The organism is Flavobacterium sp., from assembly GCF_028689845.1.
Lineage (GTDB): Bacteria > Bacteroidota > Bacteroidia > Flavobacteriales > Flavobacteriaceae > Flavobacterium.
Genome location: NZ_JAQVCH010000003.1, coordinates 1 through 17,872, shown reverse-complemented (window position 1 = coordinate 17,872; position 17,872 = coordinate 1). Strand labels below are relative to the sequence as shown.

At 33.2% G+C, this 17,872-nt stretch carries 13 protein-coding genes, 2 tRNA genes and 1 pseudogene; 7 read left to right on the top strand and 9 right to left on the bottom strand.

Annotation, left to right across the window (positions count from 1 at the left end):
• The first annotated feature begins 109 nt into the window (after positions 1-109).
• The 4 genes from PHR76_RS01990 to PHR76_RS01975 all read left to right on the top strand — a co-directional run bounded on the left by PHR76_RS01990 (position 110) and on the right by PHR76_RS01975 (position 4,358).
• A complete protein-coding gene (locus tag PHR76_RS01990) occupies positions 110-1,366 on the top strand; it encodes a glycosyltransferase N-terminal domain-containing protein (protein WP_300057914.1) in 1,257 nt (418 codons plus the stop codon).
• Positions 1,353-1,811: a GNAT family N-acetyltransferase gene (locus PHR76_RS01985; RefSeq protein ID WP_300057910.1), complete on the top strand. Its 459-nt coding sequence runs from the start codon at positions 1,353-1,355 to the stop codon at positions 1,809-1,811. The genes PHR76_RS01990 and PHR76_RS01985 overlap by 14 nt, the downstream gene beginning before the upstream one ends.
• Positions 1,812-1,821: 10 nt before the next feature.
• Positions 1,822-3,975, top strand: coding sequence for a S46 family peptidase (locus PHR76_RS01980; protein WP_300057907.1), 2,154 nt, complete (start codon positions 1,822-1,824; stop codon positions 3,973-3,975).
• Positions 3,976-4,169: 194 nt separating this feature from the next.
• Complete coding sequence (locus PHR76_RS01975; RefSeq protein ID WP_300057904.1) at positions 4,170-4,358, top strand: hypothetical protein; 189 nt, start codon at positions 4,170-4,172, stop codon at positions 4,356-4,358.
• Between the two features lie 59 nt (positions 4,359-4,417).
• On the opposite strand, the pseudogene PHR76_RS01970 reads toward PHR76_RS01975, so the two are convergent.
• The 5 genes and pseudogenes from PHR76_RS01970 to mutS form a co-directional block, all read right to left on the bottom strand.
• Positions 4,418-4,621 (bottom strand): annotated as a pseudogene (locus tag PHR76_RS01970) (AIM24 family protein); the annotation flags it as partial.
• 241 nt (positions 4,622-4,862) lie between these two features.
• Positions 4,863-5,411: an autotransporter outer membrane beta-barrel domain-containing protein gene (locus PHR76_RS01965; protein WP_300057902.1), complete on the bottom strand. Its 549-nt coding sequence runs from the start codon at positions 5,409-5,411 to the stop codon at positions 4,863-4,865.
• 123 nt (positions 5,412-5,534) lie between these two features.
• Positions 5,535-5,620 (bottom strand) — tRNA-Leu (locus tag PHR76_RS01960).
• Positions 5,621-5,674: 54 nt separating this feature from the next.
• A tRNA-Gly gene (locus PHR76_RS01955) sits at positions 5,675-5,747 on the bottom strand.
• 137 nt (positions 5,748-5,884) lie between these two features.
• Positions 5,885-8,452 (bottom strand): DNA mismatch repair protein MutS, encoded by a 2,568-nt coding sequence (gene mutS / locus PHR76_RS01950; protein ID WP_300058193.1) that lies wholly within the window; start codon positions 8,450-8,452, stop codon positions 5,885-5,887.
• A gap of 177 nt (positions 8,453-8,629) precedes the next feature.
• Here mutS and PHR76_RS01945 point away from each other — a divergent pair, with 177 nt between their 5' ends.
• Complete coding sequence (locus tag PHR76_RS01945; RefSeq protein ID WP_300057900.1) at positions 8,630-9,184, top strand: RNA methyltransferase; 555 nt, start codon at positions 8,630-8,632, stop codon at positions 9,182-9,184.
• 135 nt (positions 9,185-9,319) lie between these two features.
• On the opposite strand, the gene folK is transcribed toward PHR76_RS01945, so the two are convergent.
• Positions 9,320-10,456 carry a 2-amino-4-hydroxy-6-hydroxymethyldihydropteridine diphosphokinase gene (gene folK, locus PHR76_RS01940; RefSeq protein WP_300057899.1) on the bottom strand — a complete coding sequence of 379 codons (1,137 nt, stop codon included), beginning with the start codon at positions 10,454-10,456 and terminating at the stop codon, positions 9,320-9,322.
• 161 nt (positions 10,457-10,617) lie between these two features.
• On the opposite strand from folK, the gene sppA reads away from it, so the two are divergent.
• Both sppA and PHR76_RS01930 read left to right on the top strand, forming a co-directional pair.
• A complete protein-coding gene (gene sppA / locus PHR76_RS01935; protein WP_300057897.1) occupies positions 10,618-12,387 on the top strand; it encodes a signal peptide peptidase SppA in 1,770 nt (589 codons plus the stop codon).
• Between the two features lie 241 nt (positions 12,388-12,628).
• Positions 12,629-15,214, top strand: a complete 2,586-nt coding sequence (locus PHR76_RS01930) for an AsmA-like C-terminal region-containing protein (protein WP_300057895.1) — start codon at positions 12,629-12,631, stop codon at positions 15,212-15,214.
• A 59-nt stretch (positions 15,215-15,273) separates the two neighbouring features.
• Here the strand turns inward: PHR76_RS01930 and PHR76_RS01925 are convergent, their stop codons facing one another.
• The 3 genes from PHR76_RS01925 to PHR76_RS01915 are packed head-to-tail and all read right to left on the bottom strand — an operon-like array spanning position 15,274 to position 17,698.
• Positions 15,274-15,804: a hypothetical protein gene (locus PHR76_RS01925; protein ID WP_300057892.1), complete on the bottom strand. Its 531-nt coding sequence runs from the start codon at positions 15,802-15,804 to the stop codon at positions 15,274-15,276.
• Between the two features lie 10 nt (positions 15,805-15,814).
• The gene (locus tag PHR76_RS01920) at positions 15,815-17,101 is read right to left on the bottom strand and encodes a hypothetical protein (protein ID WP_300057890.1); all 1,287 of its coding nucleotides are present in this window, start codon (positions 17,099-17,101) and stop codon (positions 15,815-15,817) included.
• 27 nt (positions 17,102-17,128) lie between these two features.
• Positions 17,129-17,698 carry a YceI family protein gene (locus PHR76_RS01915; protein ID WP_300057887.1) on the bottom strand — a complete coding sequence of 190 codons (570 nt, stop codon included), beginning with the start codon at positions 17,696-17,698 and terminating at the stop codon, positions 17,129-17,131.
• Between the last annotated feature and the right edge of the window lie 174 nt (positions 17,699-17,872).

Genomic DNA, 17,872 nt, shown 5'->3' with positions numbered 1-17,872 from the left:
TGTCAAAACTTGTGATTTCATAAATTATATAACAAAAGTAATTATTTAGGAACTTATAACCATAAAAATTCTGTAAAGTGATGTATTTTAGCGTCACAATTCCCTATTTATGTTTCTACTTTATAATTTACTTGTTCATTTAGCGGCGTCTTTTTTAAGAATTCTCGCTTTTTTTAGTCCAAAAATGAAATTATTTGTGGAGGGTAGAAAGATAGTCTTTACTGATTTAAAGCAAAAAATTAGTTCAGGCGATAAAACAATTTGGTTCCACGCCGCTTCGCTAGGTGAGTTTGAGCAAGGTCTACCCGTGATGGAAGCGATTAAAAAAAAATTTCCATCGCATAAACTGGTCGTTACTTTTTTTTCTCCATCTGGTTATGAAGTTCGAAAAAATCATCCTATTGCAGAGGTCATCGTATATTTACCTTTAGACACTGCTCAAAATGCAAAGCAGTTTGTATCCATCGTTCATCCTGAGATGGTGTTTTTTATAAAATATGAATATTGGCCTAATTATTTAAATGAACTTAAAAAGATGGCTATTCCAACTTATTTAATTTCTGGAATTCTTCGTAAAAATCAAGTTTTTTTTAAATGGTATGGTGGATTTTATCGCAACTGTCTTAAAACATTTACCTTCTTTTTTGTACAAAATGATTCATCCAAAAAACTATTGCATTCTATTGGCTATCAAAATGTGAAAGTTTCTGGCGACACCCGATTTGACCGTGTCGTTTCTATTTTAGAACGAGACAATCGGTTGGATTTTATAGAAGAATTTAAAAACAATAAAACAACAATCGTCGTTGGAAGTTCTTGGCCAAAAGATGAAGAATTAGTAGTAAAATTTATCAATCAAACCGATAAAAACATCAAATTTATCATTGCTCCACATAATATAAAAGCAGCACAAATTCAGGAATTACAAAAATCGATTATAAAAAAATCTATTTTATATTCTGATTTTGCTACACAAACGAAGCCTACTTCGTCTCTGCGGGAATATGATGTTTTCATTATTGATACAATCGGTATACTAACAAAAATCTATGCGTATGCTGACATTGCTTACGTTGGTGGCGGATTTGGAAATCCAGGTGTTCACAACATTTTAGAACCCGCTACTTTTGGAATTCCAATTGTAATTGGCCCAAATTATTCGCATTTTGCAGAAGCCACTGCATTGGTTGCAATGGATGGCTGTTTATCAATTTCTTCCGAAAACGAATTGGAAAACGCCTTCGATTTATTACTTCAAAATGAAGACGAACGACATGAAAAAGGACATATTTGCAGCACTTTTGTAGAAATGAATAAAGGTGCAACAGCACTAATTCTGAAACACATTGAAAATGACCTATTTTAAACCAATTTTATCTGCTGATTGTGAGCAAATCTGCTTACTGATGGAAGAATTCTATCAAATTGACGGTTATCCTTTTAATCGAGAAGTAAGCCATAAACTGTTTCACGAATTTATATTGGATGAAAAACTTGGCAAAGCTTGGCTCATTTATCATCAAGAAGAGCTCGTTGGTTATGTTATTTTAACCTTTGTTTTTAGTTTTGAATACCAAGGAAAAATTGCCTTTCTAGATGAACTTTACCTTAAAGCATCTGCTCGAGGAAAAGGAATTGGAAAAGAAACCGTTCGTTTCGTTCAGGGAGAAGCTGCTAAATTATCGTTAAAAATTATCTATTTAGAGGTTGAAACGCATAATCAAGCGGCTCAAAAATTGTATATTGCAAACGATTTTTCGATTCATCCCCGAAAAATCATGAAACACATTGTTAAACCATCGAATACCTAAATTTAATACTATGAAATTTTTACGCATCCTTTTATTATTCCTTTCCTTTTCTGCATTTGCACAACAAGGCGGCATGTGGATTCCATCCTTATTAGACGGAATGAATGAAAACGAAATGAAATCGTTAGGCATGAAAATGTCGGCCAAAGATATTTATGATGTTAATCAATCGAGTTTAAAAGATGCTGTTCCGCATTTTAATGGCGGCTGCACTTCGGAAGTGATTTCTTCCAAAGGCTTATTGCTTACAAATCATCATTGTGGATACAGTCAAATTCAGTCGCATTCTACCGTTGAAAATGACTATTTAGAAAAAGGTTTTTGGGCCATGAACTTAACTGAAGAATTACCCAATGAAAATTTAGTTGTTACTTTTATTGCCAAAATTGAAGATGTGACTACTAAAGTTTTAGAAAACACACAAAGTTTGACAAATGAAGCAGACAAACAGAAAAAAATTCAAGAAAATATTAGTGCATTAAACAATTCGTTGCCAAAAGAAGCTTGGCAAGAGAATAGAATCAGAACGTTTTATGACGGCAATCAATACATTTGGTTTGTAACAGAAACATTTAAAGATGTTCGTTTAGTGGGAGCTCCGCCATCGTCAATAGGAAAATTTGGTTCAGACACCGACAATTGGGTTTGGCCTCGTCATACCGGAGATTTCTCCTTGTTTAGAATTTATGCCGATAAAAATAACCGTCCTGCTGCTTATTCAAAAGAAAACGTTCCGTATACGCCTAAACATTTTTTCCCAGTTTCCACTAGTGGTGTTGCAGAAAATGATTTTACATTGGTTTTTGGTTACCCAGGAAGAACGCAAGAATATTTGCCAGCCGTTGCTGTAGAGCAAATTATAAATGATTTGAATCCTGCGAAAATAGAAATTCGCGATGCTGCTCTAAAAGTTCAAGACGGTTTTATGCGAAAAGACAAGGCAATAAAGATTCAATATGCGTCAAAATATGCCTCTGTTGCCAATTATTGGAAAAAATGGATTGGTGAAACAAAAGGATTAAAAAAATCAAATGCTGTTCAAATCAAAAAAGATTTTGAAAAAAATTTCCAAGAAAAAGTAGTAAAAGCAGGTAAACAAGCCGAATACGGAAATCTATTAGCCGATTTTGAAACCAATTACAAAGCCATTGCACCGTATGCATTAAGCCGTGATTATTTTATAGAAGTAGTGATGCGAAATACTGAACTACTAAACTTTGGCTATCGCTTGTATCAATTAGAAAATATTTACACTACTAAAGGAGAACAATCTTTTAACGACCGAAAAGGAAATTATATCCAAGCTTTCGACGAATTATACAAAGATTTCAACGCACAAGTGGACGAAAAAGTTATGGAGCAACTCCTCCAACTCTATGCAACAAAATCTCCAAAAGAGTTTTTGCCAGAAGGATTGCTTTCTATAGACACAAAAGCTAAAACAGCTGAAATTTTCAAACAATCCAAATTAACTAGTTTTGAGGGATTGCAAGAATTATTGCAAGGTGATGCCAAAACGGTGATTGAAAATATGAATAAAGACACTGGGTATGCATTTGTTAAAATGATTTCTGATGCGTATACAAAAAATGTCGCTCCGAAATATGAAGAATTAAACTTGAAAAATTCGGCATTGCAACGCACCTATATGAAAGGTATTTTAGAATTGAGCTCAAAAGAAGATAGAATTTTTCCAGATGCTAATTCCACTTTACGTGTAACTTATGGCAAAGTAAAAGGTTATTCACCAAGCGATGCGGTTTATTACAATCCTGTGACTTATTTAGATGGCGTCATGGAAAAATATGTACCAGGTGATTATGAATTCGATGTTTCGCCTAAATTGATTGAATTATTTCAAAAGAAAGATTTTGGCCCTTATGCTGAAAACGGAAAAATACCTGTCAATTTTATTGGAACGAATCATACTACTGGTGGAAATTCTGGAAGTCCAGCTATTGATGCCCACGGAAATTTAATCGGATTGAATTTTGACCGCGTTTGGGAAGGAACGATGAGCGATATTTATTATGACCCAGCCATTTGTCGAAATATTATGGTTGATGTTCGGTATATCCTTTTTGTGATTGATAAGTATGCGGGTGCCAAACATTTAGTGGATGAAATGAAATTAGTTCAACCAAAAAAGAAGAAAAAATCGTAATTACCAAGATAATAAAAATAAATTAGTAAAAAAACAGTGATTTATAGTAAGAAAAACCGCTGTATATCGTACGCAAACGTTTGAAATACAAATAGTTCATTTTTTTTAAAAATATTTAACCAAAATATTTTGTTGAACAAAAAAAAGTATATCTTTGCCTCGAATTAATAATCAACCTTTTATAATTTAGTAAGATGAAAAAAGTAATTTTAAGTTTAGTATTTGTTGCTGCTTTAACAGTAGTATCTTGTAAAGAAAAAGAAGCTGAAGTTGTAACTGAAGAAGTTGTAACTGAAGAAGTTATCGCACCAGTTGAAGAAGCTGCTACTGTAGTTGACACAACAATGGCTGTTGAAGCTCCTGCTGAAACTCCAGCTCAGTAATTAGTTACAAAAACTAATACAAAAATTTAATCCCGACTAGTTCGGGATTTTTTTTTGACTAAAGAAACGCCTTTTGCAGCACATAAAAATGCATCTTTTTGGCAAACGAATTTTCCGCCGTATTTATTCAAGTCAATTGGCACAGTTTTTCCTGGATAAGGCGAAGCAAAAGAAACTTTTTTCTTTCCGTGTTCCACATTTTGATAAGCCGTCATAAACAAACGTTCACCTGTTAAAACACGTTTTCCTGCATATCCAATCCTTTTCTGTAAATTGAAAATGCACTGGTTGTTGAGCAATTAAATAATTGTACATTAGGCATAAGTAAAAAAGAAACTTGGTTTTCAACTACAATATATTTTAGTAAAAATAGAAAATGTTCTTACTTATGAATCTTTTTCTTTCTAAAACTGTAGTTTTTTTTTCTAAACCGAGTACATAAAAAATCTCGCTGTTAGCGAGATTTTTTATTTTAATTATTTAGGACTAGTCACGAAAGAAAGTTTAGAATGTATACCCAACTCTTATACCAAATCTTCCAGCCCATTCATCTATATAATTATTATCTATAAACCCAGAACCTTTCATCTGAATAACCCATTGCACACCCACACTTGGATCAATGGATAAGTTTTCACCCACTTTGAATTTGTAACCCACAGTTGGATTCAGAAAACTAAAATAAGAATAAGTTCCCTTATAACCATTCTCTTTAAACTCGATATTTCCATAAGCCAAAGTGTTTTGCGTATAGACGCCAGAATCTTTTTCAGAAAAATAACCCCTACTTCCCAACTCAATCACATAGCCAGTACCGTCAGCTTCTTGGCTTCCAACTTCATAGGTCATCGTTCCATAAGCAACTTGTAAAATAGAAGAATTGCCGCCAGAACCAAATAAAGTTCCTCTGTTTAACTCGAAACTTAATCCAATTTGTGATGGCTCAGACCATAAATAATAAGGAGAAACAGTGATGTTGGCTTTTTTTACATCATCTTGAGCAAAACTAAGTGCACATACAAACAACAAAACAATAGTAGAAATTTTTTTCATTTGAATTTAAATTAATTAAAAAATAATATTCAAATGTATGAAAAATGTCTGTTTTCTTTAAAATAAAAGATATTTTTTAAAGTATGGGCAAAAAAAAAGCTCCAAACAATGTTTGAAGCTTTGTACTCAAGGCGGGACTTGAACCCGCACGGGCATTACTACCCACTGGATTTTAAGTCCAGCGTGTCTACCAATTCCACCACTCGAGCCTGTTACTTGTATTATTGAAAATAATCAATCACACTAGCACTATAAGGTAGTAGAGCGAAAAACGGGATTCGAACCCGCGACCTCGACCTTGGCAAGGTCGCGCTCTACCAACTGAGCTATTTTCGCAAACATATTTTCTAAGAACGGCACTACTTGTTGAGCAATGCGGATGCAAATGTACTATAATTATTTACTTTTACAAGTGTTTTTTTGAAAAAAAATCACACTTTAAAGTAACTTTTTGATAGTGAAAACACTAACGTTTATTTTTTTGTCAACATTCGCTTAATTTCATTCAATTTCATTAAGGCTTCCACCGGGGTTAAGGTGTTTATGTCGAGGTTTACTATCTCTTCTTTGATTTCTTCCAGTAACGGATCATCTAAATTGAAAAAGCTCAATTGCATTTCATCTTTTGTCGATTTAATACCAGCTAATTCTTCGCTTGAATGATTTTTTTCTAATTTTTTTAAAATTTTCTGTGCTTTTTGAATCACGGTTTGTGGCATTCCAGCCATTCTCGCCACATGAATTCCGAAACTATGAGCCGTTCCGCCTTTTACTAATTTACGAATAAATAAAACAGTGTCTTTTAATTCTTTAACGGAAACATTAAAATTTTGAATTCGTTCAAAAATGGCTTCCATTTCATTTAATTCATGATAATGGGTCGCAAATAACGTTTTTGGGCGATTTGGATGTTCGTGCAAGTATTCAGAAATAGCCCATGCAATCGAAATTCCGTCATAGGTTGATGTTCCACGACCAATTTCATCCAAAAGCACTAAACTTCGTTCTGAGATGTTATTCAATATAGAGGCCGTTTCATTCATCTCCACCATAAAAGTCGATTCGCCCATCGAAATATTATCACTCGCTCCTACTCTAGTAAAAATTTTATCTACAATTCCCATTCGAACCGCTTCTGCTGGCACAAAACTCCCCATTTGGGCTAATAACACAATCAAAGCCGTTTGTCTTAAAATAGCAGATTTTCCAGACATATTTGGCCCAGTAATCATAATCATTTGTTGCGTTTCTCTGTCTAAATAAACATCGTTGGCAATATAAGGCACACCAATAGGTAATTGTTTTTCGATAACTGGATGACGACCATTCGTGATTTCTAATTCAAATGAATCGTCTATCGTTGGTCTAACAAAATTATTTTGGATAGCCAATTGAGCAAAAGACTGCAAACAATCTAATTGAGCAATCAAACTTGCATTTAATTGAATGGGCTTGATATACGTGCCAATCCAAATGACCAGCTGTTCAAAAAGATGAGATTCTATTTCATGAATTCGGTCTTCGGCTCCTAAAATTTTAGCTTCATATTCCTTTAATTCTTCTGTAATATAACGTTCTGCATTGACTAAAGTTTGTTTCCGAATCCATTCTGAAGGCACTTTGTCTTTGTGCGTATTTCTGACTTCAATATAATAGCCAAATACGTTATTAAAGGAAATTTTTAAGGAAGATATTCCCGTTAGGGCGGATTCTCTACTTTCAATTTTTTCTAAAAATTCTTTTCCAGAAGTTGAAATTCCACGTAATTCATCCAATTCTGCATTAATTCCATGAGCGATAGCATTTCCTTTATTGATAGAAACTGGTGCTTCTGGAAATAAGGTCGTTTTAATTTTTTCTCGCAGCAACTCACAAGCGTGCAAACTGTCGCCAATTGCTTTTACAGATTCATTACTGCTAGCCAAGGCGATTGTTTTAACTGGAATAATGGCATCTAAGGATTGGCATAGGTTCATCACTTCTCGAGGAGAAACTTTTCCGGTGGCCACTTTAGAGATTAAGCGTTCTAAATCAGAAATTTGCTTGAGTTGGTATTGAATTTTTTGTAAAAATGCGACATTATCTTTCAAATAGTCTACCACTTCATGACGGGATTGCACTTTTGCTTTATCCTTTAAAGGCAAAGCTAACCAACGTTTTAAAAGCCGAGAACCCATTGGCGAAAGCGTATGATCAATCACATCCAACAAGGTTACTGCATTTGGATTACTACTTTGATAAAGTTCTAAATTCCGAATGGTGAACCGATCCATCCAAACATAGGCATCTTCCGCAATGCGTTGAATTGCCGTAATATGCTGAATTTTATTATGTTGTGTTTCAGACAAATAATATAAAACCGCTCCTGCAGCAATAATCCCTTCGTTTAAATCTTCAATTCCAAATCCTTTCAAGGAATTTGTCTGAAAATGTTTGGTTAACACTTCACGACCATAGTCTTCGTGATATACCCAGTCTTCTAGAAAAAACGTATGAAAATCTTCGCCAAAAACTTCTCTAAATTGTTGTTTGTGATTTTTAGTAACTAAAATTTCACTCGGACTAAAATTTTGAAGCAACTTATCGATATACTCTTCATTGCCTTGAGCCGTTAAAAATTCGCCAGTTGAAACATCTAAAAAAGAAATTCCTATTTGTTTTCTTCCAAAATAAACGGATGCCAAAAAATTATTGGATTTTGACTGTAATACCTCATCATTCATAGAAACGCCGGGTGTAACTAATTCGGTTACTCCACGTTTTACGATGGTTTTGGTCATTTTTGGATCTTCGAGTTGATCGCAAATAGCAACTCGCAACCCAGCTTTGACCAATTTAGGCAAATACGTGTTTAGTGAATGGTGCGGAAAACCAGCCAAAGCGGTTTCGGTTTCTGAACCTGCTCCGCGTTTGGTTAACACAATTCCTAAAATTTGAGAAGCACGAACGGCATCATCTCCAAAAGTTTCATAGAAATCGCCAACGCGAAACAACAAACAGGCATCGGGATATTTCCGTTTGATGTCGTTATACTGCTTCATTAAAGGAGTTTCCTTTGGCTCTTTGACTACACTGGTTTTGGCTGACAATGTGACTCTTTTTTGGTTAGGATTCAAAAATACATAATTAAAATTTTAAAGGCAATGACAATTGTTAAAATGAAGTTTAATTTTGAAAAGAGTCCTTTCATTACAAAAATGATTTTCTATTTTTGTGTTATGAGAAAATTAGCCAACGCGGAACTGGAGCGTAAAAATATCGATGAATTTAAAGCTGCCGACAAAACGCCTGTCATTATAATTTTAGATGATATTAGAAGCCTTCACAACATTGGCTCTGTTTTTCGAACCTCCGATGCTTTTTTAATTGAAAAAATATATTTGTGTGGCATTACAGCTACGCCGCCAAATAAAGAAATTCACAAAACGGCCTTGGGAGCTACCGACACCGTGGAATGGGAATATGAAAAAGATATTCTTACTGTTTTAGATCATTTAAAAAAAGAAAACGTTTCGTTATTTGCTATTGAACAAGTGGAAAACGCGGTCTTTTTGCATGATTTTCAAGTGGAAAACAAAAAAAGATATGCTTTGATTTTTGGTAATGAAGTAAAAGGAGTTTCGCAAGAAGCAATTAAAAAATGTGATGGTGTGATTGAAATTCCGCAATTAGGAACAAAGCATTCTTTAAATATAGCGGTGAGTGCTGGAATAGTAATTTGGGATATATTTCAGAAAATAAATCAGTTAACTGCTGTTCAAAGTGATTCTTAATTATTTAGAAAACAGTCTACAGATTCACTTCACATATTCGTTAATTTTACGCTTAACATTCAAAACTAGGCAATTCTATTACTGTGGATTTTTAGAACGCCAAACATAAAGGTCTATTTTGTTTTTAAACACCAATCAGCTTTGACTTTTTTCTGCTATTTTATCTAAAATAAAAATATAATCTGCTTGATTTTCCATAAAATCTTTATCCGAGACATCTAAAACTAATACATTTAAATTAGTTTGTGTTTTGATATATTCCAAATAACCTTGATTAATTTTTTCTAAATATTCGGCTGGAATTTGCATTTCATAACTTCTTCCTCTTTTTTTAATATTGGCTAAAAGTTGTTCGGTATTTTGGTATAAATAAACATATAAGTCGGGTTTGGGCGTTTCTTTATGAATGATATCGAACATCGTTTTATACAAACGAAATTCATCTTCCGCCAAGGTTACTTTTGCAAAAATTAAAGATTTAAAAATGTGATAATCGGCTACAATAAAATCTTTAAACAAATCAAATTGAGCTAAATCGTCCGATAATTGTTGGTATCTATCAGCCAAAAAAGACATTTCTAAAGGAAAAGCATACCTCGTTTGGTCTTCATAAAATTTAGGTAAAAACGGATTATCTGCAAAGCGTTCTAACACTAATTTTGCGTTAAAATCTTCAGCAATTTTAGTGGATAAGGTTGTTTTTCCTGCTCCAATATTTCCTTCAATAGCGATGTAATTATACTGTTGCAAATTAATTTTCTCTAAAGGAGCTGTTAGCTTTTGAATAACGACACACTTACTTTTATCTTCGGAAAGCTGTACTAATTCTGGCAAGTATTTTTGTAAAATAGGATGTCGCCAATCTAAATTCAAATCTCGCATTGGCATCAAAACAAACAAGCGGTTTTGCATGTGTGGATGAGGCACTTTTAGCTTGTCGGTTTGAATAATTTCTTCATTATAAGTAATAACATCAATATCAATAATTCGCGATTGATAGCCTTCAATTGGCTCTCTTTGTCTACCTAGTTTGATTTCAAGTTCTAAAATTTCTTCTAAAATTTGAGTTGCTTCTTTATGGGTTTGCAAAACCAAAGCACAGTTATAAAATGATTCGCCTTCAAAACCCCAAGCGGGTGTTTCATAAATAGCCGAAACTTTTACGACGGTGGCCACAGTAGCGTGAAGGGAATCTATTGCCAATTGAATATTATTCAATCGATTACCCCTATTACTTCCTAAAGATAAAATAACTTGATGTTGCGTATTCATAGTAAAGCAAAATAACTAAAACTATTTTAGAAATAAAGTATCTTTGCCGAGACTGTTAATAAGTTTCTACTTATAATAGAAAGACCAAAAACAGTTTGTAACATAATGCGATGATTTACTACTAATTAGATTACAAATCATCATTAATAAAAAATAGTAACATGAAGTTTTTAGGAAATGTATTGGCCACCGTCATCGGATTATTTGTTTTTATCATGCTTTTATTCTTCAGCATATTGATTATCAGTGCATTAATGGGTAGCGGGTCGGATGTGGTTCAAGTAAAATCTGATTCGGTAATTGAATTAGACATGAAAAATATCAGTTTAGATTATGCTGGAAAATTCAAAGATCCTTGGGTTACCCTAATGTCTGAGGAATCTTCTGTTGGTTTTATTGATGTCTTAAATGCCATTGATGCAGCCAAAACCGACAAAGACATAAAAGGAATTTCCATTTTAAATAGCTCAAGCAATTTAGGATTAGCACAAGCAAAAGCACTTCGGGATCAATTGAACGATTTTAAAAAATCAGGAAAATTTATTGTTTCCTATGCGGATGCTTTTTCACAAAAAGAATATTATATCAATTCGGTAGCCGATACCATTTATTTAAATCCTGTTGGCGAAATGGATTTTAAAGGATTGTCTACAGAAATTATGTTTTTTAAAGCTATTCAAGAAAAAACAGGTGTAAAAATGGAAGTTATCCGTCACGGAAAATACAAAAGTGCCGTTGAACCTTTCTTAGAAAACGAAATGAGCGAGGCTAATCGCGAGCAAGTAAGTGCGTTACTAAATTCTGCCTGGAGTTCTATCGTGACTGATATTTCTACCAGCCGAAAAATCACTGTGGACACTTTAAACAGCATTGCCAATCAACTCGCAGCTCGCACACCTGAAATGGCTTTATCTCGAAAATTAATTGACAAAATTGGCTATGAAGACCAATACCACAATGGCATTAAAAAAGCCTTAAAAGTAGAAAAGGACAAAGATTACAATAAAGTAAAGATTGCTGATTACGCCAAAAAGAATGCTCAAACGCCACAAAAAGTAGATTCCAGTGATAAAATTGCCGTGATTTATGCTCAAGGCGAAATTCAAGGTGGAAAAGGCGACGTTAATATTATTGGTGAAGAAGCGATGCGAACGGCTTTGCAAGAGGCTAGAAAAGATGATAAAGTAAAAGCCATTGTAATTCGCGTCGATAGTCCAGGCGGAAGTGCCTTGACTTCTGAACTCATTTGGAGAGAAATTGAAATCACTAAAAAAACAAAGCCCATTGTTGTTTCAATGGGAAATTTAGCTGCTTCTGGCGGTTACTATATTGCCTGTAATGCAAATAAAATCATTGCAGAACCGAGTACGATAACGGGTTCTATTGGGGTTTTTGGAGTTTTACCAAACATGACCGAGCTTTCTACAAAAATAGGAATAAGTACCTCTCAAGTTAAAACACATGCTCATTCTGCAGGTTATAGTCCGTTTAGACCTCTTGACGAAAAATTTAAAGAAGTCACTACCGAAAGCGTTGAACATATTTATAACATCTTTGTAAATCGAGTAGCCGCTGGAAGAAACATGACGATTGAACAAGTGGACGCCATTGCCCAAGGACGCGTTTGGACAGGATCGGAAGCGTTAAAAATTGGATTAGTTGATCAATTGGGTGGATTAGATGTGGCGTTAAAAGAAGCCGCTGCATTGGCTAAAATCAAAAAATACAAAACACAAAATTACCCAGAGTTTGACAAATCACTATTTGAATTTATCAGTGACCAAAACAAATTACCTTTTGCAAAATCAAAAGAAACCATGATAAAAGAAGAATTAGGCATAGAAGCGTATGAAACTTTTAAACAAATCAAAAAATTAACTGCTCATCAAGGCATTCAAATGCTAATGCCTTATACGTTAAAAATTGAATAATCCTTTTTTCTAAGCAATTCGAAAAAGTCCGATAAGTATTCTTTTCGGACTTTTTTATTGATTCGAAAAGATTTGATTTTTCATTAACATTTCTTTGTTTTCTAATCTCTATTTTTGTTAAAATATTTTTTTAATGATTCAAATTCACTTATCAAGAAAGAATTGGCATTAGATTAACGCATTCAAAGTAACAATTACAAGAACTATCTCGTTAATATCACAGCTCCATAAAATTACACACATGTTAAAAAAAATAGCAAAAGGTTTCGGAATTTTTTTAGTCGTCATTATAATTGCCTTAGCGGTTACTCCTTTTTTATTCAAAGGTAAAATCAAAGCGATGGTCTTAAAATCTATCAACGAAAAGGTTGATGCTACTGTTGGTTTTGAAGACGTTAGCATTAGTTTGTTTCGAAATTTTCCGAATGCGAATGTATCGATTGAAAAATTAAGCATTATCAACAAAGCCCCATTTGCGGGAGATACCTTATTTTATTCGGATGAATTACACTTAAAAATGTCTGTCAAAGAACTTTTTAAATCTGAAGGGGAAACGATGGAACTGCAATCTTTTTCGAGTAAAAACGGATTGGTAAATATTATTTTCAACAAAGACGGAATCGGAAATTTTGACATTGCTTTGAAAGAAGACGCAAAAGAAAATGACAATGAGAGTAAGCCATTTGCCCTTTCATTACAAAATTATAACATTGATAATTTACGGTTTTCATATTGGGATGAATCGTCAAACATGAAGGTTATGATTGATGAAATTTATCATGTTGGAAAAGGTAATTTTGCCGCTTCAAAATTAGATTTAAATACAACCACCAAAGCGTTTATGAGTGTCGATATGGACAAAGTGAATTATATGAATAAAATTCCGTTATCACTAGAAGCTGTATTGGGGATTGATTTAGACAAAAACAAATATGAATTCAAAGATAATAAAGCTTTAATTAACCAATTACCTTTGGAGTTTAAAGGATTTATACAATTAGTAGAAAATGGACAACAATACGATTTAACCTTCAAAACACCTACTTCTTCTTTTAAAAACTTTTTAGGTCTAATCCCTTCTGCTTATAAAGGCGATTTAGATAAGATTAATACCTCTGGCGATTTTACCGTTTCTGGTTTTGCAAAAGGAGAATATACAGCAACGACCATCCCTACTTTTGAGTTGGTGATTGCTTCAAACAATGCATCGTTTAAGTATCCTGATTTATCAAAATCGGTAGAGAATATTATTATTGATACCAAAATTAAAAATGAAACTGGTCAATTAAATGATACTTACATTAATGTTGATAAGCTTTCATTTAAAATAGATCAAGATGTCTTTATGGCGAAAGCGACAATTAAAAACATGACCGAAAACGCATTAGTTGATGCGGCTTTGAAAGGAACTATCAATTTAGCAAATGTAACCAAAGCTTATCCTGTAAAGTTAGACAAGCCATTAACTGGTGTTTTAAAAGCAGATATTACTACAAATTTTGACATGCAATCGGTTGAAAAAGAACAGTATCAAAACATCAAGAATGCAGGAACACTTAATTTGACAAACTTCAATTATACTGATGATAACGGAAAAGGAATGGAAATTTTGGAAGCGATGGTCGAATTTAACCCAAGCCAATTAAATTTAAAACAATTTAAAGCTAAAACAGGCAAAAGTGATTTACAAGTAGACGGTGTTTTGGATAATTTTTACGGTTATTTATTCAACAAACAAAACCTTAAAGGAAAATTCAATTTGTCATCCAATGTGTTAGCGGTAAGCGATTTTATGTCTACTTCTGAACCGACGAAAGAAGGCGAAAAAGCAAGTGAAGCAATGAAAATCCCTGCTTTTTTAGACTGTGTTTTAACAGCAAAAGCCAACACGGTTTTATATGATAATTTAACGCTGAACGAAGTTTCTGGAAAAGTGATTATTAAAGATGAAAAGGCAACCTTAGAGAATGTAAAAACTTCGATTTTTGGAGGTCAAATTGGTTTAAATGGAAATGTGTCAACCAAAACTAAAGTACCCACTTTTGCAATGGATTTGAACATGAGCCAAGTAAACATCAACGAAACATTTACGCAATTGGATATGATGAAAAGCATTGCTCCTATTGCTAATATCATAAATGGAAAATTAAATTCTACCATTTCTGTTGCAGGAAATTTAGACTCCAAAGAAATGACTCCTAATTTAAAATCTATTACGGGTGATATTGCTGCACAACTGCTTTCCACCACTATAAATTCATCTAATTCTACCTTATTAAATGCCTTAGATAATCAGATAAAATTTATTGATTTAAACAAAATTAATTTAAATGATTTAAAAACTTCCTTGACTTTTCAAGACGGAAAAGTTAATGTAAAACCCTTTGACATTAACTACCAAGATATTTCTATGACTATTGGAGGAACGCATGGTTTTGATCAATCAATGAATTATAATTTAAAATTCGACGTGCCTGCGAAGTATTTAGGAACAGAAACAACTGCTTTAATTAACAAATTATCACCCGCAGATGCAGCCAATTTCAAAAGCATTCCGATTACGGCTATGCTGACAGGTAATTTTACAAATCCGAAAGTTAGCACAGATATTAAACAAGCAACTACCAAATTAGTCACTCAACTTGTTGAACAGCAGAAACAAAAATTAATTAATCAAGGAACTTCAGCTTTAACAGATCTTATCAATCAAAACACAAAGCCAGCAGATACAACTAAGCCAACTCAACCCAAATCAAAAGAAGACCAAATTAAAGATCAGGTGAAAGACGGTTTAAACAGTTTGTTCAATAAAAATAAAAAAGAGTAAAAATAAAAGCCCCAAAACAAGTATAATTTTGGGGCTTTTATTTATGGTAAAATTGTTATTTATTCGGTTTTTAAATTAACTACTAATTTAATCTCTTCATTTATTTTTATTATTCCGCCCATTTTTTTTGGTGGTTCCAAATCAAAGTCGCTTATGTTTAATAAAACTTCGCCTTGTAGAGCATGTTGTTTTAATTTTAAAGGCAACTGTTTATAGACTCTTTTTTTACCAACTAAGTTTATCGTTAAATTACATGTTATTTTTTCTTCTTCTTTTTTAAAATTAGAGAGTATAATTTTAATAGTTGGATATTCTTTTTCTTTTAAGGTTTTCCGAAAATCATTGTTTAATAAAAAATTTCCACAGCCAAAGTTTCTTACCGGAATCGAATGAGAGATAACATTGGTTTGATATGGCGAATTAAAAAAAAGCGTGTCCTTAGTTTTCAAATCATAATTACATTCAAAACCTCCAATGGATGTAGTACCCTGAACAGTAAACTGTTTTGTACTGACCAACAGATAATCTTTAGGTGTTGAAAACAGTGTTCCTGCTACAACGATAAGAAAACTAAAAACACGCACTAACATTTTTGTTTTTTTAGAATGAAATCACAGCTTCAGCTATAAATCCATTAAATTGACCATCACTTAAGATATTTGTTTTAGCATAACCATCATACTGTTGGTCAACATATTCAAATTTAACTAAAATATTTTTAGTCATAAACCAACCAGCTCCTAAGTTAAATCGAGTAACATCAACATCTTCTTTTGCAACGGTTTCACCATTCACGCTATTATAACGTCCAGCTACATATAAGTTTTCGTTTTTACCAAAACGGTAAATTAATTCCGCTCCTAATTGTGTAAAATCTCTTTCGTCTGTTTCTGCATTGGTTTTCCCATTCGCATGTTCATACATTCCAAAGAATTCTAATCCTTTATATTTCACAAATGGATTAACCATAATAGCCGTTAATTTGTTTGATAAGCCAGGATTAATTAAACCTGAAGAATAGTTTCCAGAAGAGGTTGCTAACGTATTTTCCATCACAAAATAATATCTAGAACCAGCACGGTCTCCTCCATAAAGATAGGTTCTAGCAGATTGAGCACTGTTGTATAAAGATCCTGTTAATCTAAATCGTAAATCAGTTGAAAGCTGTTTGTCATAACCCAACTTTGCCATTACCGAAGGACTTGTTACCCCTGGAGCATTTGTAGCTTGATTTAATTTACCATTTGTAGCTCCTAACATCGCAATCCAACCGTTTCTTCGATAGTATAACTCAGCCCCAACTTCTGTTGTAAAAGCATCCATAATATAATTCCCTACGAATGGATTGTATAAAGCTTGGGCATTATCCGATCTTCTAAAGTGAGCATCACCATAGTTATTCTCCATATGTCCAATTCTAAGTGTTGCATATTTCATCACATCACTTAAAAAATCCTTTTGAATAAAATCTAATTTATCAATTTGAATATAACCTCCTTTTACATAAGGTTCTGGGTGATGACGTGAAGAAAGATAGGTTCTTAAGTGAAGATTAACTCCGTCATATAGAGCAACGTCAATATCTAAATTTGCTGTAGCTAAGTTAAAATTATTTCCTAACCCTACTAATTGATTAAGATTTACATTATTTGCATTAAGAACAATGTCTGCATTATTTTCATGGTCAAATGCCTGATATTGTAAAGCAAAGGCTCCACCAATTCTAACTTTCACGCTTTCAAAAGTTGTTGCCGTATCTTTTGGAGCTTCAAACATTAACAATCCAGTTTTGTCATAAGGTCGCCAGTTATCTAACTGAAATTGTTGTTTTTGGGCGATAGCTAAAGTACCAACAAGTACTAGAGCAAGGGTCATTAAATTTCTCATTGTTATTAATTTTAGAGGTTTTTAGGTTTATTTGAATTTTAATACAAAACTTATTTTAACATCGTCTCCAGTTTTAACCGTTCCCATTAAAGCTGTTGGCGGATCGATTTTATAATCGGTTAGTTTAAAAGGATAAGTTCCTTCTAAAACAGTTTGTCCATTTGATGTTGATTCTTTAATTTTTAAAGTAACAGCCTTACTCACACCAGCAAAAGTAAAAGTCCCAGAGAAATTCCAAGTTCCATCTGAGTTTTGTGTAGCCGATTTTAAATTGAATTTAGCCGATTTAAACTGGCTAGTTTTTAAGGCTTTATATGCATTTTTATCCATTCCGCCTTTTCCACTTTTGATGCTTTCTGCTGGCATTTCTACAATTAGAGATGAAATTGCGGTGATGTTGTTTCCGTCGAGAGTGGCCTGGATTTTTCCAGTGGCTGTTTCAGAAACCATATCCCAATCGTGTAAACTAGATGTTCCTGAAATAACAAGTTTTGGTTTTGCAACTAATTGAAGTGTGGTCTGCCCAAAGCTTAAACTAGTTAGGCCTATAAAAAACAATAAGGTGGTTGTTTTTAAGAAAGTTGGAAATCGTTTCATAATCATGAGGTTTTGAATTATGATACAAATTTCCAACCTAAAAAAAATTTGATTGTCCGTAATTATCCATAATTAAATAAAAAGTATTATTTTTGATAAAAAAAGCAATGAATTTATTCAGTTTTACAGCAAATTTTGGGAGTGAAGAATCCTGTAGACTTCATTTTAAAGAAG